The sequence below is a fragment of the Reinekea sp. G2M2-21 genome (assembly GCF_015687175.1).
GTDB lineage: Bacteria > Pseudomonadota > Gammaproteobacteria > Pseudomonadales > Natronospirillaceae > Reinekea.
Genome location: NZ_JADPQG010000002.1, coordinates 129,855 through 153,154 on the forward strand (window position 1 = coordinate 129,855; position 23,300 = coordinate 153,154).

The 23,300-nt window shown below is 48.0% G+C and carries 18 protein-coding genes; 4 read left to right on the top strand and 14 right to left on the bottom strand.

Features of this window, described 5'->3' with window-relative positions; translation table 11 throughout:
- Positions 1 to 7: 7 nt before the first annotated feature.
- From IYN85_RS09405 to IYN85_RS09415, 3 genes are all read right to left on the bottom strand, one after another.
- On the bottom strand, positions 8 to 2,467 hold the full coding sequence (locus IYN85_RS09405) for an RND family transporter (RefSeq protein WP_196158644.1): 2,460 nt from the start codon (positions 2,465 to 2,467) through the stop codon (positions 8 to 10).
- Positions 2,467 to 3,078 carry a TetR/AcrR family transcriptional regulator gene (locus IYN85_RS09410; protein WP_196158645.1) on the bottom strand — a complete coding sequence of 204 codons (612 nt, stop codon included), beginning with the start codon at positions 3,076 to 3,078 and terminating at the stop codon, positions 2,467 to 2,469. Before IYN85_RS09410 ends, IYN85_RS09405 begins: the two co-directional genes overlap by 1 nt.
- A gap of 91 nt (positions 3,079 to 3,169) precedes the next feature.
- The gene (locus IYN85_RS09415; protein WP_196158646.1) at positions 3,170 to 3,718 is read right to left on the bottom strand and encodes a carboxymuconolactone decarboxylase family protein; all 549 of its coding nucleotides are present in this window, start codon (positions 3,716 to 3,718) and stop codon (positions 3,170 to 3,172) included.
- Positions 3,719 to 3,790: 72 nt separating this feature from the next.
- Between IYN85_RS09415 and IYN85_RS09420 the strand changes: the two genes are divergently transcribed.
- Positions 3,791 to 4,015, top strand: a complete 225-nt coding sequence (locus IYN85_RS09420) for a hypothetical protein (protein ID WP_230390657.1) — start codon at positions 3,791 to 3,793, stop codon at positions 4,013 to 4,015.
- Positions 4,016 to 4,839: 824 nt separating this feature from the next.
- Here IYN85_RS09420 and IYN85_RS09425 read toward each other — a convergent pair.
- A complete protein-coding gene (locus IYN85_RS09425; protein WP_196158647.1) occupies positions 4,840 to 5,757 on the bottom strand; it encodes a diguanylate cyclase in 918 nt (305 codons plus the stop codon).
- Positions 5,758 to 5,818: 61 nt separating this feature from the next.
- The gene (locus IYN85_RS09430) at positions 5,819 to 6,562 is read right to left on the bottom strand and encodes an ABC transporter substrate-binding protein (protein ID WP_196158648.1); all 744 of its coding nucleotides are present in this window, start codon (positions 6,560 to 6,562) and stop codon (positions 5,819 to 5,821) included.
- A gap of 133 nt (positions 6,563 to 6,695) precedes the next feature.
- On the opposite strand from IYN85_RS09430, the gene IYN85_RS09435 reads away from it, so the two are divergent.
- Positions 6,696 to 7,673 (top strand): sensor domain-containing diguanylate cyclase, encoded by a 978-nt coding sequence (locus tag IYN85_RS09435; RefSeq protein ID WP_196158649.1) that lies wholly within the window; start codon positions 6,696 to 6,698, stop codon positions 7,671 to 7,673.
- Positions 7,674 to 7,679: 6 nt separating this feature from the next.
- On the opposite strand, the gene IYN85_RS09440 is transcribed toward IYN85_RS09435, so the two are convergent.
- Genes IYN85_RS09440 through IYN85_RS09450 form a run of 3 tightly spaced genes read right to left on the bottom strand, consistent with a single transcriptional unit; the run spans position 7,680 to position 10,209 of the window.
- Positions 7,680 to 8,531, bottom strand: coding sequence for a DUF817 domain-containing protein (locus IYN85_RS09440; protein ID WP_370592182.1), 852 nt, complete (start codon positions 8,529 to 8,531; stop codon positions 7,680 to 7,682).
- Positions 8,531 to 9,019, bottom strand: a complete 489-nt coding sequence (locus IYN85_RS26350) for an acyloxyacyl hydrolase (protein ID WP_196158650.1) — start codon at positions 9,017 to 9,019, stop codon at positions 8,531 to 8,533. The genes IYN85_RS09440 and IYN85_RS26350 overlap by 1 nt, the downstream gene beginning before the upstream one ends.
- Complete coding sequence (locus IYN85_RS09450) at positions 9,016 to 10,209, bottom strand: MFS transporter (RefSeq protein ID WP_196158651.1); 1,194 nt, start codon at positions 10,207 to 10,209, stop codon at positions 9,016 to 9,018. Before IYN85_RS09450 ends, IYN85_RS26350 begins: the two co-directional genes overlap by 4 nt.
- 399 nt (positions 10,210 to 10,608) lie before the next feature.
- On the opposite strand from IYN85_RS09450, the gene IYN85_RS26355 reads away from it, so the two are divergent.
- Positions 10,609 to 11,760 (top strand): helix-turn-helix transcriptional regulator, encoded by a 1,152-nt coding sequence (locus IYN85_RS26355; protein ID WP_196158652.1) that lies wholly within the window; start codon positions 10,609 to 10,611, stop codon positions 11,758 to 11,760.
- Between the two features lie 205 nt (positions 11,761 to 11,965).
- Positions 11,966 to 13,039 (top strand): DUF418 domain-containing protein, encoded by a 1,074-nt coding sequence (locus IYN85_RS09460; protein ID WP_196158653.1) that lies wholly within the window; start codon positions 11,966 to 11,968, stop codon positions 13,037 to 13,039.
- Positions 13,040 to 13,174: 135 nt separating this feature from the next.
- Here the strand turns inward: IYN85_RS09460 and IYN85_RS09465 are convergent, their stop codons facing one another.
- The 6 genes from IYN85_RS09465 to IYN85_RS25870 form a co-directional block, all read right to left on the bottom strand.
- A complete protein-coding gene (locus IYN85_RS09465; protein ID WP_230390658.1) occupies positions 13,175 to 13,678 on the bottom strand; it encodes a heme-binding protein in 504 nt (167 codons plus the stop codon).
- Between the two features lie 612 nt (positions 13,679 to 14,290).
- Positions 14,291 to 14,608, bottom strand: coding sequence for a hypothetical protein (locus IYN85_RS09470; RefSeq protein ID WP_196158654.1), 318 nt, complete (start codon positions 14,606 to 14,608; stop codon positions 14,291 to 14,293).
- Between the two features lie 342 nt (positions 14,609 to 14,950).
- Positions 14,951 to 15,376, bottom strand: coding sequence for a hypothetical protein (locus tag IYN85_RS09475; RefSeq protein ID WP_196158655.1), 426 nt, complete (start codon positions 15,374 to 15,376; stop codon positions 14,951 to 14,953).
- Positions 15,377 to 15,858: 482 nt separating this feature from the next.
- The gene (locus IYN85_RS09480) at positions 15,859 to 16,248 is read right to left on the bottom strand and encodes a hypothetical protein (RefSeq protein ID WP_196158656.1); all 390 of its coding nucleotides are present in this window, start codon (positions 16,246 to 16,248) and stop codon (positions 15,859 to 15,861) included.
- 409 nt (positions 16,249 to 16,657) lie between these two features.
- Entirely contained in the window at positions 16,658 to 17,068 is a 411-nt protein-coding gene (locus tag IYN85_RS09485) for a hypothetical protein (protein WP_196158657.1), read from the bottom strand.
- 1 nt (position 17,069) lies between these two features.
- Complete coding sequence (locus IYN85_RS25870; RefSeq protein WP_230390659.1) at positions 17,070 to 23,189, bottom strand: RHS repeat-associated core domain-containing protein; 6,120 nt, start codon at positions 23,187 to 23,189, stop codon at positions 17,070 to 17,072.
- Between the last annotated feature and the right edge of the window lie 111 nt (positions 23,190 to 23,300).

The following is a 23,300-nucleotide window of genomic DNA, read 5'->3' on the forward strand; positions in this document are numbered from 1 at the left end:
TTCGCTCCTAGTGCGCTGTAACAGCGCTCTCTTTGTGATGACGGTAGTACCAACGCAGTAAAAATGGCGTCAGGGTAAAGTTAGAAATCATGGCCAGAATAAAGGCGGTGCCACATAAAAAGCCGAGGTTAAAAATGCTGTGCACATCGCTGAACAAAAAGACGTAAAAGCCTGCGGTTAACACGATGCAGGTTGTGAATAATGCCTGGCCCGCACCGGCGAACGCATCTTGCATGGCAGCCTGAACACTGTGCCCCTGCTCCAGGCCATGGCGGAAGTGATGGGTGAAGTGCACGGTGTTGTCGACAGCAATACCAATAGCAATGGTCGCGACGAGCATGGTTAACATATCCAGTTGAATGCCCAGCGGGTACATTAAGCCCATGACAACCAGAATCGGTGCGATATTCGGAATCATGGCCAGCAATCCCAGCGGAATCGAGTTCAGTAACAGCATCATCATCAGTGCAATGACAAAGGCCGCCACCAGATAGCTGGACGCTGTATCAAACACCAACTTGACCATGGTGCCGGACATCAGCGCAATCATGCCGGTGACATCAACCTGAGCCATATCCCCGAAACGACGATTACCTTCAACGGCGATCTCATCGACAAACGCCGAATAGAACATCAGATCACTCCAGGGCAACACCAGCGTGACTTTGGTTTTGGTAAAGTCGGCATCGACGAGTTGGTACAGCGTGTCAGCGGCGGAGTTTTCAAATAGAAATATTTCTTCGTTCAGCAATGACTGAGAGTCCGGCAATTTAAAATGTTCGTCACCACCACCCTGCAGTGCCCGGTTCGATTCTTTGATAATGTCGATTAACGAATTTACCCCTTTGATCTCAACCGGCCCCTTTTTATAAACTTCGAGCTCCTCCTGCCACTGCGCCAGCGTGTTTAAGAACTCCAGATCTTTAGCGCCATTCACTTTGCCGGTATCCAGAATTAAATCCAGTGTCATCGTGCCGCTGAGTTCTTCATCGATAGTCTGAGTGGCCTGTACGATCTGCAGATTGTCCGGCATCCAATTCAGTGGGTCATGCGAGAACTGCAATTTGGTGATCTGTGTAAGAGAAAGCAGCGACGCCACCAACCAGAACAACGCAATCTTACCACCGTGTTTCCAGCTAAATTTTCCGATCCAATCAATCCAACGGGCAACAGCGGCATGTGAACTGTCTGCCTTGACTTTGCGCATGGGAATAACCATGACCAAAGCCGGAATAACAGTAACCGTGAGCAGGAAGGCCATCATTACGCCGATGGCTGAGAATATACCGAGGTTGCGGATCGGTACGACATCGGCGATCGACAGCGACAACAAACCTCCGGCCGTGGTCAGAGACGTTAACAGCATGGGAATGGAAGTTCGGTGAACGGCGTGAAACATCGCGTCTTTCTTGTCTTCACCGAGCTGTATTTTTCGGTAAAAATGCGTTAACAGGTGCACGGCATCGCCAATCGTGATGGCCAGCAAGAACGACGGCAATAGCACAAGCGGTATCTGCACTTTGTTGCCGCTGATAACCAACATCGACATGGTAAAAATCAGTGCAGCCAACACGGCCAACATGGGAGCGATGACGGCATTTGCCTGGCGGAAAAAAGCCACCAACGTCAACACAATCAACACCACCGTCAAACGCAGAAAGAACAGCATTTCCGATTGCATGGTACCTTCGAGTGCGTCGTTCATGGCCGGAATTCCGGCCATTAGTGGGTTAAGGTCCGCGTAATCAGCCTGAATAGCATCCAGTTCCGCGAGCATATCGCGGACCTGAAACTGGGTGACAAAGGGAATGTCATTCTCGATGACACTGGCGTCGCCGGCATCGACCTCGAAGGCATCGGTGCTGAACAAATCATCGCTGAATGCTTCGTCGAAACTGTCCACGTCAGCTGATTCACCACCGGCGGCTGCGTAGTCATAGGTGGCCGGTTCTATCATCATAAGTGCCATGGTACGGGCATCGTTCACTAAGACGCTGCTGGCCAACGTGCTTTCCTGAATACGTTGCTCCAACTGCGCAAGTTCGGCCGGTGTTTGCGGAATCGCCTCAATCAGGTCGAGCACTTCGAGTGAATCATCCGTACCACGTTGATAAGGCGCGTTGATGATCGAAGTGACTTCTTCCACATAGGGGACGTCGTTTTCAATACGGCTTTGCATCGCTTGCAGGCGAGTTAGAAAGTCGGTCGACATCACATCACCGCGCAACGCCAGCATAACGATGTCGTTACGGCCAAACTCTTCCTTTACGCGGTCGTAGATCACCCGCACCGGCGCAGTTTCTTCGACAAAACTTTCCATTTCCGGATCGATCTCGACAAAACGCAACGATTGCCCAAAGCCGACAATGATCAACAAAAAGAGCAATAACGACAGCTTAGGTCGTTTCATAATGGCAAGGCTAAAGAACGAAAATTTCGTTTCCAGCCGGTGCTTCCAGTTCGACATTACTTAGTCTCCAGTTCAAAATAAGAGGTCACCATGGCCGTATTCAGCACGGCAAGGTTATCGAAAAATTCTTCATTGATTTCATCCGGATGCAGTTCCTTTAATATCGGTTGCAGCAGTTTTGGACCCAGCATAAGACTTTGCAACGCGGTCCGAAGGACTAGCGGGTCTACCGGTTTTCCGTGTTTGTCGATAATGTTTTCTGCAATTTTGGTGGCCGTCGCCAGCGCAGGGCGCATCAGGTTTTCCAAAATCCAGTCGCGCATTTCACTGCGTTCATATACCAGGGTTCGCACCACCAAATGCGTTAACTCAGGCGGTACCGTTCGGTAGAAATAGATCAGGAAATCCTGCAAATTCATCTCATTGACATCCTCGACCGACTCCTGCGCCCGGGCCATAGCCGACTCAATGTAGGACTTGATCATTTCCCGGAACAAACCGCTCTTTGAACCAAAGTAATAGGCGATCATCGCTGAGTTCACCTTGGCTTTATCAGCAACTTTGCGGATGGAAATATTGGCGTAGCTGTTTTTTAAAAACAGCTCACGGGCTGCCGTCAGCAAGGCCGCGCGCTTATCGTCTTCCGAACGAGGGGTGATTTCTGACATCCCGATACCCTTAACTAATCAATTGATTAGTAGGGTAGTCAGGAAGGTTAGGAAGTAACAGGACTATCGTTCATCAAATTTAATCAAATGATTAACTCGTCGGTATTCGGCAGAATCCCTGAGCCGGGACATCCAAGGCTGCGTTGAATTTACTGGACAGGTTCTGGAACGCGATTAAACCCGTTAACTCGACGATTTCGTCATCGCTGAACACCGCCTTCAGGCGCGCCATCAGCGCTTCGCTGACCTGCGTGTCCGAGCGTGTGACGGCCTCTGTGTACTCCAAGGCTAGCCGTTCCTGCTCGGTATAGCAGTCCGCGTTTTGCCACTGTTCCAGGGCCTCCACCTTATGCATCGCACCTGCGCGTTGCATCAGGGTATTGGAGTTGATATCCACACAGAAGGCACACCAGTTAATTTGCGACACGCGCACGGTGACCAATGAGCGCAACACCGGTGTTAACGGCGAAGAACGCCTGTCCAACGCACCATACAGCAGTGCCACGGTAGCAAACAGCCAGGGACTTCGGCCCCAGAGCAATCCAGGTTTCAGAACCTGGCCGTACTTACGACGTTGGCGCCAGAAAAACGGCCGGATGAAAAACGGATATTGGTGCAGAGACTTTTCGTTTATTCGCATATTAGAATTCCCTAATTAATAACATTAGAATATACTAATAAACATATCCGAACAATGACACAGGTTAACGCTATGATGATGTGGTTAGACAACTTAGATTGGCCCATGCTGATAATCGCAGGCCTTTTTCTGGCCATTGCGCCCATGCAGCCCGAACCCCATTTGGTGGAAAAATTGCGCATGCTCAGCGAAGGGACACTGGTAAAACCCATCGACATCTTCGACTTGCTCATGCACAGCGCCCCCCTATTGCTGATGGCGGTAAAGGCGTTCCGTCAATTTGTTTTAAAAGTTTAAAACCGGGCTTCCGTGGGGGGCTCTTTCAAGTACCAAACCAATCGGATGATTCGGTTTCGTTCTTAACAAAAGAATTTCTCAGAGTTTTTTGTTTCAAGGGGCGACCCCCTTGAACCCCCCTCTGTCGCCCGCTTTGGAGTTCTGCCGTGCCAGACACTTTCTTCGAACGGTCGCTTGAGCGTGCGTCCTTGCACGCGCGGCGCTTCCAAGGGCATCCATGCCCTTGAATCCGTTGCGATGTGTCTGCCATGTCAGCCAAAGCAGATGCGACGAAACAGTTATTTACGCCAGTCCCTGGTACATAGAATTTAGAGGTTGGTTTTATCTATCGAGAAAGTAGCTCTTGCCGCGGTTTTCTCCGCCTTTCAAACGACCACGCGAAGCAATTTGCGTCTCACAGGTTGTTCAAGCAGGGATGCTTGAACAAGTGAGCCGGCCAGGGAAGGCCGTCACGAACGACCTGTCGAAGACGAAATTGAGAAGTGTGATCAGTCGTTTGTGGCGGCGGCTGGGATTGTTAAGGGACGAGCTGTTGCGGCCCTTGACGGCGAAAGTTTCCCAGTGAAACCAAGTCACTGAATGATGCAAACGCTGAAGATAAAAACTAAATACGTTTAAGTAAGTACCATTCGGGGCGGAGCCCTTGAAAAGAAAAAACTCTGATAGATTAATTCTTCTAGATTAAAAACCGAATCATCAGATCGCTTAGATCCGCAACGACAATGCACACGCTGTGAACTTAGCTAAGGGTTTGCCCGACAGTGAAATTTACCGGCTAAATGGCATTTAAGAAACGGCCGTTCAGATCGATACGGTTGTGTCGATCAGTCTGCCACTACAAACCGATTGCGCCCGTCATTTTTGGCCTGGTATAGCGCTTGGTCGGCGCGTTCCAACAACAGGTCGGCCATCACTTCACCACTGGGTGAGATGGCGATGCCGATACTGGCAGTCACACGTGAACTGACCTGAGACTTTTCATGCGCAATAGCCAGTATTTCCAAGTTACGTTGTATCCGTTCGGCCACTTCCGCGGCGCCTTCACCGGACGTTTTAGGAAGAATCACCACAAATTCTTCGCCACCATAACGGGCTACAAAGTCAATTGGTCGCAATAGGCTGTTTGCCAGTACTTCTGCAAACTGAACCAAGCAACTGTCACCCGCCACATGACCGTAATGGTCGTTGTAGGTTTTAAAGTAATCAAGATCAATCAATAGCAAAGCTAAGTCAGTATTTTCACGTCGCGCTTGCAACTCGTGACGGCGCAATGTGTCATCAAAAGCCCTGCGGTTTGGTATTTTAGTCAAGCCATCATGCGTGGCGTAATGCTGCAGCTGTTCATTGGCTCGATTCAAGGCCATTTTCATATCGGCGATGCGTCCCATCGCTTTTAAAATAGCTTCCAACACACGTGGATTGACTGGCTTGGCGACGTAGGCATCGCCACCGGCGTCCAGCCCTTCAACGATGTATTCAGTGCTGTTTGTAGCACTTAAGTAAATCACCGGAAACCAACCATCTTGTGCGATAGCCCGCAAACGGCGACAGGTTTCGAAGCCATCAATGCCTTCCATGGTGACATCTAGTACGGCGATATCAATGTTGTTTTCAACAAACAACTCACAAGCCTGTTCGCCAGAGCCCGCGGGGACTGCCCTGTAACCCAAGGATTCAACTAGCGATGTGATCATCGACCGCATCGAGGCGCTGTCGTCAACAACTAGAATGGTTGCACTCATCTGTATTCTCAGTCGTCCTTCAATTCAACACCCGGTCCGGGCGAGAACCGTCATGGTTAATTTATTCGTTGGTCAGGTACTGTTGTTGAATGTGCGTCATGACGCCTTCATCTTGCATGTCCTGCAGCGCATCCTCAACAGCATTCCGCAACGCTTCCGGCAGCGCTCGGCTGTACAACATATTCTGTGGAATTGTCCGGTAGCGAGTCGGTAACACTTGCAAAGGCAGACCACGGGTACGCACGTAGTAGTTCAATCCCAAATCATGATAGAAGAAATATCGCAGACCTTTTTGATCGGAAATAAGTTTCACGACATTGTCGAGCGATACGTGATTATTGCTAACCTGTACGCCGGGTTGATGCATAAGCCAAGCCGACGAACTGGTGCCATAAAAACTGCCAATGACCAGCTGCTTTTCCGCGATCTCCGCAAAGGTTGTTGGGATAACCGTTTCCTCTTTATGTGCCAAGATCACGTTAGAGACGTGATAAACGGGGATCTTAGAATAGACATACAGGGTTTTTCGCTCATCGGTCATGCCTGCGCCGCAAAACGCATGCCCCTGGCCTGCTTCCAGCATCGCCAGAATTCGCTTAACCGGATAAAAAGCCTCATCAACGGTGGTAGTGATACCTTGCTCAGACAGGCGCTTCGATAACTCGGCATAAATCTGATCACACAAACCACTTTGGTCAGGTAAGTATTTCGGTTCTGAGTTCTGTTTGACGAAAACTATGTCCGCTGCATGACTGACGGAGCCAAGCAGAAAGAACATCGCTAAACAGGCAATTAACACGCGCATAACGACAACTTTTCCGATAACTCACCTCAATATAGCAAGGAAAACTGCGATGGGAGGAAAATCTGCCGTGTTTGCCTTTATCCCTTTCAAGAACCTAGGTATGCTGAAGCATCGTTGGACAAGATAAATAACAATGGCAACGAAACAACCGAATGTGAATTCAACGAAGACGAACAGTGTGCGAACTGACAATACGGACGCCGCGCAACTGCATTTTTTGCAGACGGTTTTTAACGCCTCTCCGGACATGATTTTCATCCTTGGTCATCAGTCCATAGTGCTTGATGTCAACGACGCCGCCCTTAAGCAGTTTGGTTACAGCAAGACTGACTTATACAAACAATCGCTCAGCCACTTCATGGGTAAGAAAACCAGCAGCGAGTCATTACCCGGATATTACCGGACAGATACCAGCAGCCAAGCCAGCACCCCCATGTTCCAATGGTTTGCCCGCCGCAGAGACGGGTCGGAATTTCCGGTCGAAGTGTGCATGAAACAGTTGCCGAAAGGTTTAAAGCTGGGGCCACAAACGGCACAGGTGTTGTTGACGATCCGCGACATCAGTCACCGCTGCGATCACGAAGAAAAACTGATGCGGCTAGCGCATTTCGACCCGGTTACCGGCCTGATTAATCGTTCGCTGTTAGAGGATCGGGCCAATCTCGCCCTCAGCCGGTGTCAAAGACGAAAAAAGAAAATGGCCTTTTTGTTTCTCGACCTGGATCGGTTCAAGCAAGTTAACGATGAACTGGGTCACCGTATTGGTGACCGTCTATTGAAAGCCGTTAGCATGCGCATTCAATCGATTCTTCGCCAATGCGATACGTTTGGCCGGCTGGGGGGCGATGAGTTTCTGATTCTGGCCGAAGATATTCAGTTTGCCGACGATGCCATGCACATCGGCAAGAAGGTCATACACAGCATTTCTGAACCGTTCGGCATCGACGGTCATGTGATCCAGGTATCCACCAGTGTCGGCATCAGTCTCTACCCCGAACACGGCCGCACGTTGACTAATTTGATCCACCATGCCGACAAAGCGATGTACCGCGCCAAGCAGTTGGGTCGCAATCAACTCGCGGTATATAACCCAAAACTGAAGGTTGACTGAGCCCGCCTAGGGGGCCACATGCACGAGCGCCTTTATGTGCTTAAGATGCGTCACAATGGTAAAGGTCATGATCACCAGCATCGACCAGGAACTCCACTTCGACAAATGCACCACGCTCCAGGCACCGAGTTGATCCGGGTACTGCCAGATTCCCATCAGCGTGCTGATGTTTTCCGCCAGCCAGATAAAAAAACCAATCAACACAAACGCCAGCAACAAAGGCATGCGTCGCTCCGCCTGTATGGGCACAAACGTCACGTAACTGCGCGCGTACAAGCCCAAAACAAAAGCGGTTAAATACCAACGGTAATCGCCAATGAAATGGTGCGTAAAAAAGTTCAGATAAATCAGCAGCGCGATGAGTGTCGCCATCCAATACAGTGGATGATGATGAATACGCAACTGAAACAATCGCCAGGCCTGAATGATGTAGCTGCCCACCGCGGCATACATAAAGCCGGAAAATAACGGTACACCCAACACTTTGGTAACACCCTCACCCGGGTAACTCCAACTGCCAATTGTCGGATGGGTTTTAAACACTTCCAGAACAAACCCCACCAGGTGAAACAATGAAATGGCCTTGAGTTCATCGACCGTCTCCAGTTTCAACCACACCATGGCAGCCTGCAAAGCGATGGCAATCACCAGCAATACATCGTACTTGGCGATACCGGCGATACCCGCATTTGGCGTTAAAAACACCGAGACAAAAAACAGCCCAGCGAACAAACACGCGCGCGCCTGTTTGAAACCAAAAAACAAAAACTCAAGTACAAACCGGCGCCAGCCCCGCATATGTTCGGTGCGGTGCGACGCCATTAACCATTGATCAAGGTGATTGGTCGTTGCGGTCACTAAAAGGGCAGCTCGTAGGTGACGGTAATCAGTTCAGTACCAGGGTTGACATCGGTAATGCTGGCGTTCGACAGATGCGAGAAATGCACGCCAATGCGCGTGTCATCGGCAAACTGCCAGAGTAGTCCGGCACTGGTACGCAATTCAAAAATGTGCCCCAGATTGGTGTCTTCCCCACCGCCGTGCAAATACAAACCAGGACCAAAACTGAAGGTTAAGGCGAGCCCGGTGGCGGAGTCGGTAAACTTCGACGTGCGACTGAAACCGGTGTACAGATAATGGGAGGCATCCCGGGTGCGCATTAAACCCACAAAGGGTTTGAAATCGTAACGGGTTTTGCCTTGGGCAAATTGAAACTCCACACCGTACTGGGAATCCTGATTCACTTTAAAAGTATCAACGGTGCCGATGAACACTTTGCCGAATGCCGTGTCGTCGGCATAGGCGATATTCATCAACAATAAACACATTAGAATTGCTTTTTTCACTTTGACTCCTGTTGATGTTTAAAGAGGCGGCCGCTGTGTGCATACGCCAGCAGAGATATCACGCAAACACCACCGGCAATGTACCACAAAGTGCTGCCGGTATTGGCGGCAATCAAAAACCCGCCGAACAAAGGACCTAACCCATAGCCAAGCGCGTAAAGATTGCTGGCCCCAAAATAGGTGCCCTTAAGATGATCGGGTGCGATTTGGTCGGTTTTTAAATTCAGCGTCGGGAACAATACGGCTTCGCCAATACTGAGGATAATGGTACCAATCACCCAACCAATCAGCCAGTCAACCGGGGTCAGGGCGTACACCAAGAACCCCAGCAAAAAACCAACCACACCGAAGCGGATACGGGCGTCGTAACTCCAGTTTTTCATCATCGCCAGTAACGGAAACTGCGCGAGCACCACCGTGGCCGAATTGCCAGCTACCACGAAACTGAAAATAAACGCGGCGCGTTCGAAATCCAGATAATGTGATAAATACTGAACGATGGAACTGTCCTGCTGAGCGTAAGTGTATGCGATCAGAATGCTACCAATCATCAGCCAGCGGAATACCTTATCCGCACGCAGTACACGCATCACCTCACGCCAGTGCGTTTGTTCGGTATTCACATGTTTGTTCGGCACACGCCACAACGCCACAAACAACGCGCAGGTATAAAGCGCAATAACCGCCGCCGTAACCCAGAAAGTAGACTGTCGCGCCGTAATCCCCAGATACAGTGCAATGAACGGCCCGGTGGTTGCGCCCACATTGACCATAAAGTAATTCATGTGAAAGGCCATTTCGCGCATGGCTTTGTCGGTGGTCAGATCGGTCAGTATGGCTCGGGTCGGTGGATCGACGACATGACGGGTCGCCACCACCAAAACCGCGCCAATTATGATAAACAGCGCGCTGTCAGCAGACGCCATAATGGCAAAGGCGACCGCAATGGTGATATTGGCGCCAAGAATAATCGCCTTACGGCCAAAGCGATCGGACAGGTTACCCGAGATCAAGGACGCACCGGCGCCGATGAACGCCGCCATAGACAACACACCACCGATTTGCGCGGCACTCATGCCAAAGTCCCTTTTCAGAACAATGGCCAGAAACGGCCAGGTCATAAAATAGCTCAGGCCAAACATCAGGGTACCGGCCATGATGACCCAGACCGGTAACGGAAACTTGCGCATGCGTATCCTTAGTTCAATAGCTCGTTCCAGGCGCGCACCGTCGCGGCGGAAGGAGGGAATAAAAGAGGCGGGCATAGTACGCCGCTGCGGTCAGATTGACAATTTTGCCAGCGGTGGTTATTGCAACCTGTTGTTCACTAGTGTCCTGAGTCAGAAGTGCGTATGAATTCAGCGTGCCATTCAAGTTCTATAGCTAGGCGTGTCTCGCAGTTAATGGTTGTTCCATTGAAAAGAAACAGAACAACGCTAGAGAGCTTGGATGTCGCGCCCGAAGGGAGCTCTGAAACTATACGAACTTCCGACTCAGAACACTAGCCAGTGGTTGAAACCACCGGCGCAGTACAGGACAATGCCTGCCTTGTTAAAAGTCCGCCTAATACCACGCCAAGGAAAGGTTCAGTGATCAGTACGTTAATGTATGCCGGTTCTATTCAAGGGTTGTTCGTGACCGTGGTTCTGCTTATGCAGCGCCATCGCGATGTCCGGTTTGCACGGTTACCGTTAGCGGCCTTAACGGGTTTGCTGTCTTATGACCTGTTCATGGAAGCGCTGTATTTCAGCCGGGACATTCTGGCCGTACCGCATGCGACGGCGACGGAATTCCCCATCAACTTACTCTATGGCCCCGCGTTGTGGTGGTACTGCTACACCGCCACTCGTCAGCAGCCTCCTCGCCTCTGGCACAGCTGGCAGCTGTTACCTGCGCTGCTAACAGTGGTACTGCTTTTGCCGTTCTACCGCCTAACCGCCACCGAGAAGTCCGCCCATTTGCAAGCGCTGTTCGCGCAACCTGCTGCCGATGCCGACTCAATGTTTTTGTGGGCTCTGCTTATTCTTTCTGGCCTGGTGTACAGCGTGATCTGCTGGCGTATGGTGCGCCGGTACCAACAACAATTGCCGGATCAGATTTCGTATCAACAAACCCGAAAAGTCGGTTGGTTGGTATCGCTCACCGCCACCTTTGCGGTCATCTGGGTGTCTGGTCTGATGCAATGGTCACTCCTGTTGTTGGCACAGTCGCCTTCGGAGTTCGCGTTTACCCTGCCTAATCTGGCGTATGCGTTGGCACTGTATGCTATGGGGTATCTTGCGATTAAAAACCCCGCCGCAATGTTCGGCGATGTAGATGTCCACGTTGACCGCACCGAGACAGCGCCAACAGAGCGAGAATCCGAAAAACCGACATTCCAGCTGTCTCCAGAACGCCGCACGTCCATCGCCCAGCGTATGGACAGTGCCATGAACGATAAACAGTTGTTTTTAAACCCCGCGTTAAAGCTGCGCGACCTGGCAGATTTCATTAGGGCACCCGAACATCACCTTTCCATGGTGATTAAAGATGTGTTTCAGGAAAATTTTTTCAGCTACGTGAATGGCTACCGCATCCAACACGCCAAACAATTGTTGGCGGACTCGACTCAACAGCATCTCAACATGCTGGATATTGCCCTCAGCTGTGGCTACAACGCGAAGTCGACTTTCTATACCCAATTCAAAGCACGCGAGGGCATCACGCCCCTGCAATACCGGCAAAACCAAATCTCCGGTTGAGCGATTCAACCGCAAACGAGTGTCCTGAATCAGAAGTTCGCATGAATTCAGCGTGCCATTCAAGTTCTATAGCTAGGCGTGTCTCGAAGTTAATGGTTGTTCCATTGGCAAGAGACAGAAGTACGGATTCGCCAAACCGGACCCTAAACCCCGCGCAAACCCTTATGTTTGGTCTTCTCGTTTCAATCTAGGAGATAACAAGGACATGCGCATTCAAGGCCTCGACATTGCTCGCAGTATCGCCATATTCGGCATGGTACTGGTTAACTTTAAACTGGTCACTCACGCCACCGACACTCATCATGGGCTTACCCTGTTCGCCAACCTGTTTGAAGGCAGAGCAGCACCGCTTTTTGTCATGTTGGCGGGCGTCGGCCTGAGCCTGATGACCCGTTCCGCACGCGACAGCAGCGACAGACATCGCCGACACCAGGCGCAACGACATATCCTCAAACGCGGTGTTGTTTTGGCTGTTGCCGGAACCGCCTTCCTGCCCATTTGGCCCGCCGATATCCTGCACTTTTACGGGCTGTACTTCGTATTGGCTGCGTCGGTTATTTACGCGAAATCAATCACCCTGGTGTGGCTGGCCATTATCGGTAATATCGGCTTTCTGGTTCTGTTGGTCATTCTGGATTACAACCAAGGGTGGGATTGGGATTCCCTGACCTATGTGGATCTTTGGACCGTTTCCGGGTTTCTCCGGCACTGGTTTTACAATGGCTTTCACCCGGTACTGGTCTGGATGAGTTTTCTGCTGGCCGGAATCTGGTTGGGGCGTCAGCCCATTCACCAACCTCGTTTTACGCGCCATCTTTTATGGCGTGCCAGCCTGTTATGGCTCGCCGTACATGTCATCGCCTGGTCGGGCAACCAATGGGTACAAGGACTGTCGCTGCCACCGGCAGAGGCCGAAACCCTGAGCTTCTTGTTCGGCACCGATGTCATACCGCCCATGCCTCTTTATGTTCTGTCGGCAATCGCTTCCAGTACCATCATGATCTGCCTGAGTATCGAACTGTATGAACGTTGCTCGCATTGGCGGCTCTTACAGTGGTTGGTGGTGGCGGGTCGCCAGTCCTTAACGCTTTATGTCGCCCATGTTTTTGTTGGTATGGGCATTATGGAGACCCTGGGCATGTTAAACAGCGCCAGCATCGACCAAGTGTTTCTGGCAACCGCGTTATATGTGGTGGGCGGTATTGTTTTCGCAAACGGGTGGGCACGTTATTTCAAGCAAGGGCCATTGGAAGGTGTTTTTCGACGAATCACGCAATAACGGAACAGTTAACGCCTTTCAACGTTTCCAGTTTTCCAAAAAGACCGAAGTCCCATCAAAGGACGGGGCTTCTGTTTATCATCATTGAACGTTAAGGACGGCAATACCACTGAAATTTTCGAATCAATAGAAAACCTATTTAACGGCATCCACGCCCGCTTGCGCGACAATCTTATCGTTTTCGACAGTATCCCCACTGACACCGATCGCACCAATCACTTCACCCGCTGAATTGTGAATGGGCAATCCACCCGCAAAGGTGATGAGGCCTTCATTGGACAATTCAATATTGTATAAATCACCGCCGGGTTGCGAGAGTGCACCGAGTTCGTCGGTTGGCATGTCGAATAATCGTGCGGTTTTTGCTTTTTTAATGGCAATGTCGATACTGCCTATAAACGCACCATCCATGCGAATGAACGCAACCAAATTGGCACCGGCATCCACCACAGCAATATTCATTTTTGTATTCATTTTAGACGCTTCTTTCTCGGCAAACTTCAATGCTCTTTCCGCTTGCACCAAGTCGATGCCAACAGAGCCTTCCGCGAACACCAAGGATGAACTCAAGCACATCAGCGATATAAAAAATAAACGTGCTAATGTTTTCGACAGCTTTCCCGTACTACGATTGATCATAAACTTCACTCCTGCTCACCATAACATGGCTTTGTCACCACCAGACGTTGATAAACGACGATCAGCGCCTTCGCCTCTTTTAGGTCGAAGAACGTCGCTCATCATTGAAAGATAACATCTAGTTGAAACAGTCTGTTTTGTCTTGGAAAGCGAAGGACCAATCGCAAAAATTGCGACGCCTGTGGCAAATTTCTGGGTTATTGTTAGAGGCGGTTTCTCAGTAAAAACGCCGGTAACCATGCCAGTACTCGCAACGTCGCTTTTCCTTACGAGTATAAGAACTGCCAAACGTCAAACGTCAATCGTCAATCGTCAAACGTCAAACGTCAAACGTCAAACGTCAAACGTCAAACGTCAAACGTCAAATAACAATCTAGTTTACTGAATGTTCCTGCAAGAAAGCATGAGCAATATCCATAGGACATCAGCTGAAAAATTCGTGTCTCGACATGAGCGTAAAGCGTTAGCTAAGTAAGATTACCAGATCACAAAAAAGAACTGCAGGAGCAGAAAAATTAAAGCCCCAATCGAAAGATGGGGCTTAAAATGTTTAAGGTAATGCCGAACTCTATACATGCAAAGACGGTTCAGCCTATTGCAAATACAAGCGATTTAGCCCGCGGGATCGACCTGTGTAATTAAGCAATAGCCTGTGTTCGTTGGGGCTGTATAAACAGCAACAGTTTTTCCCATTGTCCAGGCCATGAGTGTCAACGATACCATTGCAGTCTGGTCTTGCGGAATAAACATCCAAACTTTTCCACTGGTACAATTCTGAGGAACTTCATTCGGACCGATTCTTACCAGCAAACCGCCGGTAATACTGGTTATATTGGTGATACTGCCGGTAACATGTCCCGGCCCGATTGAAGCGCTGGCGAAAGCCGACATTGCAAGTACCGCCACCACTAAAAAATTCCTGATTCTCATACCATTTCTCCCTGTTTATTTCGATTCATACAAATTCAATGTAATACGACTAATATTTTTCTCATTTTCCGGGTCGAGAACATTGTTTATCTTACCTACTTCTAACCACTAGAGAAAGCTCTAGGTGCAAGCCCTAACCACGTTGAGATCGATATAGGGTCGTTTCGAGCAACGAAGAATTAGATGGACAGGCACGCTAAAGAACACAACGGAATCCTACACCAAAATTTGCTAAGTTGGTCGTTTCTTCAGGGATTTGATCACCTTAAGTCTATACCAGAATCCTTTTAGTGCCTGTCCATTTAAGTTGCTATCGCATGGTCGACTAATATCCTAACGAACTCAATGGCTTTCGTAATAGGCCGTGACCAAATTCATCAGCGGATAAAACTTAATTTTTGATTTTTCACCACGAGCATCGGCCATAAAGAACTCATGCAGAGAATCGTCTCGCTTCGATGAGTTAAATAAAAACTGATACCTCTTAATCAATACATACAAATCGCCAGTGCAAAAGTGGTTCGACAACATGTCTTTGGCTTCAGCAGACCAGTCTGTCGACTGAATTTCCCCGTCTTGTACCACGACGGGATCACCAGCGATTGTTAGATCTGACGACACCGCAAATGTAATGGACAACTCAACGTCCCCGATTTGATAGTGAATGACAATGCCGTCCGCAGAACCGATTGAGTATGTCGATGCAATATCAACAAATTCAGTGGCGTTCACGGAACTCAACTTAGCCATTAAATCATGAATATTCATAAGTAAGCCTTTCTGTCGGTAACTGAACATTTGCCAGTGTAATAAATTGGAGGCTAAGCAACCACTCAATATGTGCTTGCTGGTTTTTAAAAGAAGAAACTGAAGCAAACATTTTGTGTAACGTGCCAGTCCATTTAAGTTTCCTGTTTTGGAACGTCAGGTGCAGCTCTCATCAGGGCTCGGAAGAATCATCAAACTTCCAAATAGAAGCCGGATATTTGTCAGCACGACTGCTCATAGTTAGGAACGATAAGTGAGAAAAAAGGATTTTGAACAGCCCAGCAATCTGAGCTGTTAAGGGTGGTATTGGTTGACACCTTCAGGGCGTCCAAATATGTCCATCTAAAACTCTGTCCATCTTAACTGCGAGGTTGAAGGCACTAAACGCTACGTGCTGCCGTGATCCATCAGCAGCAGAACTTTGCAGCAAAGGATTTGCCTTGATTGAAGGCCTGAAGTGAAAAAAGCCAGCGAATGCGGGTTTAAAACTCTATTGATTCATCTGAGTAGGGTGCCAACTTTTCTAAAACCGCCTTTTTCAGTTCCTCAGCGGTGCATGCACCATATCCTTCAACATCAGGCTCAAAATAATAAAAATCATTTATCACTGCCAATGCGCATATTTTACAAGCCTTACTATTCGTTCTGTTTGCAATGGCAATAATAAAATCTAACGCCTTGAGTAAAACCGGATAATAAACACCTGCATGGTTATTGCCCAAAGCATTCATCAATCCATTGCCTACCTCTTCAGCTTTACTCGAATCATCAAGCTCTATCAACGAATAAAGTGCTGATGGAACAGACTCAGCATCATACGTGGGCGGGCCGGTAAAGCTCGACCAATCCACACTAGCAATTTCTTCTTTCAAATTGTGAGTAATCATTTTTTCAAAATTGGCCGTTTGCTACATGGAACCATTAGTCCCATGCTCCACCTTTATCGTATTTGACATCTGCAGAAAACTGACTTTTATCGTACTTAGACTGACACCTCGTACAAACGGGAATATCTGTATACTCAAGCTCCCCCGTTGCTTTTTTTCTTCTAAAACCTTTAGCGCCAGTCATCTGCGCGTCGGAACCCAATTGACGAGCAATATCATCTTCCGCGCACCCTATTGGATTACTAGAACATCCTGAAACAACTTTTAGTCTTTATGGCCGCCGGCGTAAGTAGCATGCTTTCGTTTAAGCTGATTCGCGGTGGCATCTTGAGCAGCTTCTGCACTCTTTGCAACATTACTGCATCAGTTATATGCGGCAAGGCTACAAACTAAACTAATCCTCGAACTTAAAATACTCTGTCATCATATCAATAGGCATATCTAAATCGACACCCAACTGCCCTAGCACCTCAAAGAACCACGAAAGGTGCTCCCCTAAGTCTTCAACATCGTCCAAGGTTACTGACAGCAAACAGATCGCAATTCTGGCATTCAAAGCATCTTTACTTTCAAGATCACGAGTTGCGCCAGTACCGTCTAGATAACCCCACCATACATTAGCAGAAGATCTGTATTCATCTTCTGGTAGCGACCCAGCTATGTAGCTTTTGGTTGTAGCTAATGGATCAGGGCCTGCTGATGAAAACTTAATCCCTAGTGCCTCAATAACTTTTATTAGAAATCCAAGATAAAGTTTTATCGCAACACGCCCATCAGAAGGCCAAACAATAGATCCAATATTCATCTTATTTATTAACTCCGAAGTGATCTAAGACGTCGTTGCATGATGAGCATATCTTTTTGGGTGTTCTATGCCCCTTACCAGACACACCAATATTGACGGCTTTCATCGTACCACCCGCGGGATTGACTCCTGCATTTAGAGCTTTATCGAGACATACAATCTCGGCACAGCCACCATGCCATGGTTTTCTCGCGGAAGCTGGCGTACCCATAAGAGCGCCAGTAACTTGAGGGTTATGAGCTACTTTCTCTCCGCTGACTCCGGTAAACACTTTATCACCAACCCTAAGTTCAGCTGCAGCACCTGATTTCTTGCCAGCAGCTAGCGCGGCATCTGCAGCAGAGCCTGCAGTGTTTGCAACATTACCTAAATCATCTAGTTTGCTATACCCACCACCGGGAAGGATGAAACCCGCACCAACTAAGCCTACGGCTACTATTTTTGCCCCTAAACCAACACATGGATCCAATAGGGTCCTTCCAGTGTCGTAAATATCATAGGCGCTCATCGCAACTTCCGCAGCACTCCACAGTGCAGCACCAGCCCAAATCAACAGTGGAACTATTTCCCCGGTTGGATCAGTGTACATCAGTGGGCTCTGATAAGCATACGCGTAAGTATTCAAGCCACCATTCAACCCAATGGGGTCGCTTTGAATGTACCGCCCCAAACTCGGATCGTAATCCCGATGGTAGTTATAGTGCGTGCCAGTTTCCTTGTCAAAATACTGTCCAGGGAAGCGCAGCGGCATCTCAAACAATCCGTCATGCAGCTTTTCACCACTGGCCAGCAGGTTTAGTCCGAAAGGTGAAGCGCCAACTTCGAAGTCTCGGCGCTGCCAAACCTTGGATTTCGTCGAGTTACTGGTGACAGCATAGACGGCGCCTAAATGGTCGCTGTGCAGATAAAACAGGTTGTCATTCGCTGCCGTAAAACGCGTTTCAATCTCTGCTTTGGTATTCTCCGCGACAGCGCCCACATAGGCTTCATCGGTTGTAGGTAAGTTATATTCGCGTACAGTCGTCCAATTTATTCCGTCTACCGAGGTCAGCACCGTCACAAATTGGGCGTTACGTTCCAGTTTCACCCAATCGCCGGTGCGTTCAAAGCTATCCGTTTTGGTGGTGCCCCCGGCATAAACAATGGAGACTTCGAGCTTCTCATTGCTTGTCGACTTACTGAACATGGGAATTGGTACGATTTTGCCTTCCGGTGTTTTTACCGTCAGCATATTTACCGTTGATGAATTGGTTGCTGTAAAGGCAGCCGTAATTTTGGCTCCGCTCAAACCATCCTGTTGCTCACGCAGTGTTAGTCCATAAGCTTCTTTGCCAGAGTTGCGGCTAAGATCGGTTAACTTTGCGCTGATTTCATGATTGCCGGTTATTCGCATAAGAGATGTAGATTCTGCGTTTTTGCCTGCATCCAACTGAAACTCGGTGCTGCCCACTAATGTCTGTGACGTGCTGGCAACACCCGTATAGGCATCTGAACCCGTTAGCATTGCTACCGGCATTCCACCTAAATAGGCATATTCGCGAATTGCTTGTCCACTGCTGTTCGACTCAGCGATAAGTTGTCCTGCCAGGTTATAGTGGAAGTGTGTTTCCGCGCCATTGGCTACTTTGCTGACGCGAAGGCCGGATGCGTTGTACGAGTAGGTTCCGATTACTGCAGCGCCGTTTTTAACCTGCGTTAGGCGTTGACTGCGGTTGTAAACATAATTCTTTTGTCCATCTGTTTTGGTTTGACCCGTACCGAAGTATTCATAAGAATTCGTCAACGCATAAGCGCCGTCATTAACGGACTTGTTAATGTCTTCAATCTGGTTATTGGTTGGAGCTATGCTGTACGCCCAAGATTCAGTTAAGTTATTGAATGTCTGACTGCGACCTCGCTTAGCGATGCGATTACCAAATGAGTCATAATCAAACTCAAGATACTCATTATTGCTCAGCGATTTGCCATGCGATTTCGTCCAACGTGTCGCCGTCAGCCGGCTTCCGATATCGTATTCATAGCTCTTTGCATCCCAGAGGGTTGTTCTATCTGCATTGATGATCGAACGGCTCTGGCTCGTTATTCTGTCCGCCGTGTCATAGCCGTACTGAATAACCTCATCTTCTGTAAGCCATCCGTGCGTAAGAGTCGTTGGCCGATAAGACTTGTTGTAGCTAACGTGACGAGTAGACTGATTTCCAAAGCTCAGGCTTTCAATCGGACCGAAAGGCAGATAAGTAACGTCACTTACAATCGTTTTAGCTACCACGCCTGCGCCAGAAATACTTACTTCATTAGCACGACCTAAGACGTCAAAACCGTATTCGACAGTTTTGCCACTCGGGTAGTGTATCGCTTCCAGCTGACCGACCGTATTGTAATCATAGTCGATTGAATAAAGCCGGTTGTTAATAGTGTAGTCGATGACATCAATAAGACCTTGCTCGTCATACGTCAACGTCTGGGCACCACTTTGGTCCTCGATCGTCGTCAAGTGGCCAATGCCAAACAGGCCCTCATCGTATGTTAAATCGACGTTTTCAGCAGATGCACCCGTGGGTCGAACTGTTTTTAGCCGGTTCAAAGCATCATACGTTTTTACTGTTTTTTGATTTTCACTGTTCAGCTCCTCAACCACATTACCGGCTGAGTCCAGCTTATAAATTGTTGTTCCAGTAGCAGGGCTTTGCTGTTGAATGACCTCTCCAAAACCGTTATAGACGAAGGTCGTTTTTTGATGAACCGTCGTTCGTCCACTATTGATCTTTATCGGCCTGTCTACCTCTACTAAATTTCCAGCTTCGTCATAAGTATAGTATGTAGACGCGACCACTGGGGCATCCCCCAGTGCCCTCAATGACAAATACGGACGAGTTGACTCCATCCTGACCCGATTGAAAACATCATATGTAGAGTCTTGCACAATAGTTTCAAAGCCAAGACCATCTTCTTCCGGCGTTATCCGAGATGTGATGTTTCCGGAAGAATCTCTTTTTAAGATAGTCTGGTGACCTTCTGGTGACGTAATTTCCCTTACACGCCCCATTTCGTCAAACAGTCTGGATTGCTCAAAACGGACACTACCTGCAGAATCAACGTATTGCAGTTTCGTCCAATCTCCGTTGAGTTTGTTCGGCTCAAAATTCTGCTTTTCACCCAAGTTATTAAGGATATAGTCCAGTTGCCTTGCATCATTGTATACATAGGTCAAAGACGAGCCGTCAGGTGAGGTTTTGCTCTTTAGCAAGCCATTTTTGTAGTAGCTGTAGCTGGTAGTGGCTGAGCCTTGTGAATATTTAACAGTTTGTGACTTCAGCCAACCTCTGGGCCAATACTCGTAGGAAACCTCAATACCGTTCTGTTCAATAATCGTGCCCGGTAAACCGCGACTGTTATAGTCTCGATATTCAATAGCATGGTTAAGCGCATTGCTACTTTGGCTCAATAGACCCTGGCTGTTGTATTCTAAAGTTGTGATATCACTGAGGTCGACTCGTGAACCGTCTATCGTGATTTTCTTGATGACTTTGCTGTCCGGATAGTACTCGTAGCCATAGTCTACGATGCGCTGTTGTCCATTTGTCGAGTATGGCAACACATGAGTTGTGGTGTCAGTAGACGTTATTGCGTCTATTCTTCCTTCAGGTGTGTAATCACTTACAATCTGAAGGCCAGGCTTCGTTGTGATATACGGCAAACGTAAAGCGTTATACTCGACGGTTGTTGTAACCCGCTCATCAATGGTTCCGGTCCAGCCGGCACCCGTGTCAATAACTGTCGTACTTTCAACTTGGCCATATTGGTTGGTAACCAATAGAACCCTGTTTCCACGCCAGTCTATTTTCTCATTTGCAAATCCGGTCTCTGGGTCATACTTGGTTTCAGCGTATGTTGCTGCACAGTTTGCACTTTGATGCCCAGTGACACCGGTGACCTTTAAAATCCCTTTAATGGATTCATACCAATAGGTTGTCTTCTTACCCAGTGCGTTGGTTGTTGTTACAGAACCATCGGCGTTATACGCAATGTTGAACTCTTCCACATCAGCGCCGTGCTTACTAAAGTTAGCTCGACCTTCAGCGTCATACTGCCATGTCGCAAACCGTATACTCTCTTCATCGAGTAACCCCGTCAGTGCATGTGGATAGTCCGTATTCTCGTATAGATAGTGTTTTTTTGGATTATCCGTTTGTACATTTTCTGTCTCATCCGGATACGTTACAGATGTTAAATTACTATTCTCGTAACTGTAGGTAAAAGTGAAACTATCCGGATCCGTAAAGCTTTCAATGAATCCGCTACCGTTATGTGTAAAGGTAATGGCGTTTCCAAACGAGTCCTGTATGGAACTTAATCTCCCAGATTCATAGGTATACGTGAGCGACAAACCCGTTAAAGCCGTTACTTGGGTGATTTTTCCACTTTGCTCATATTTTTTAACTGTACCGTTAAACAGGGTATAAACCCACGTACCGTCAGAATTTCTGGAAAGCGTCCCGAGATTCGAGCTTTCGTCAACCCATTGGCCTGCAGTGAAATCAAATCGCTGAACTGCGCCGGTATCGCTGACAACACTGGCTTGTTCTGCTTCTGCGTCATAGTCGACGCGCTCTTCAATATTACTGGACCAGCCGTAACCGAATAACCCCACACTTTTGGAAGTACTGTTGTAACTGCGCTTGATGTGCAGTGGCATCTCAGTTTTCGTCGAGAAATCTACTTCTGAGTGATACTTGTTCCCTGTGATCAAGTTTATCGGATTGCCACCAAAGCACTGGCCGTCATTCTGATCACCCATATTCTTTTCAGAATCATAAATGGTAATGACAAAATTCCGTGATGTCGTTTCACCTTCGACTGTTGTCGTGGCTGTAATTGAATGCAATCCTTCTTCGAGTCCCGAAAGTGAAAATTGCTTTGTGCTGCCAAGGCTGCCTGCCAGGTCTGACTGCCAAGAGATGGCGGCATCAGCCAGTACAGAACCTTTGAAATAGACGCTGGCGTCAAAACTGATAGATTCCTTAATGTCGAATATCTGGCCGCCACGTGGCGACGCAATCTCAAGTTTTGGCGTTGATGGTAGAATTTCAACTGTGGTCGATTTAACCGCTGTATTGCCATCCATTGAGAGCTCAGCGCGAATATTGTGACTACCCTCTGCCAATACTGTTGTGTAGCTTCCGCCCGTTGCAACGTCATTGCTATCGACAAACCATCGAACCAGATGTTTACTATCATTGTCATCAATGGTCGCTGTCGAAACGGAAAAGCTGACAGGCATGTAGGCTTCATGGTCGTCAGGAATATCCACATTAATATTGCTAAGCACGATACCATGTTCATTTACTTCAAACTGATGAGAAGCACTTGCGGACAGACCTCCAGTATCTGTCACAGAAGCAGTGACCGTATAAGCTCCCGCCTCAAAGGCTTTAGTAAAATAGGGCTTATTGCTCTCGACTACAGTGCCACCAATGGACCATTGTATGTAATAGTCTTTATTGCCATCTTCAGCGTCCCCCGCGGTGGCACGGAACGTAATATCTCTATTGTTGTAATACTGTGAATCGTTTGCAGGCGACTGTATGGATATTGTTGGGGAGGTGTTGAAGTTGAAACGATAGTGGTGCTTGCAGGTTAGTTCGCCAAAGTACTCATGATCGTAATACTCTGATTTCGAATCAGAATGCTTTTTACAATAGTAGTCTCCTACTCGACTTTTATTCGAATACGATTTTTTGATTTTTGTTAAATCACTGTTGCAAGCATTAAGAGCACTAGCCTCAGAACTGTATCTACTGTCTGTTTCGTCATTATGGTTTGGATCTGGATATGCAAAGTAGTGATCAGTAATATTTAGGTTAGTTTCAACAAGCGCTAATGCAACGTAACCATGAATACCATCATCTAGACTAGAAAAATTGGGCAGGTAATTACAGGCATACTTATTATAGAGATACACGGCTTCATAAGCTGATTTTCTATCCGTACATTCTAGAAGAGCTTCAAAGTAATTCGAGAGAATATGTACGTGCCTGATATTATACCCATGACCAAAGGCTAAAACGCCAACTTGAGATAAAAATAGCGTCAGTAACAACGTTTTGATACTTCGGATCATCTGCAATTCCCTATACAAAGTAGTTATGGGGCAAAATCAGTTTCGAATATTATTTTTGAAACTTTTATTGAACCCGTACGACAAAAACTCGAACATGTTTTCCGATAGTCA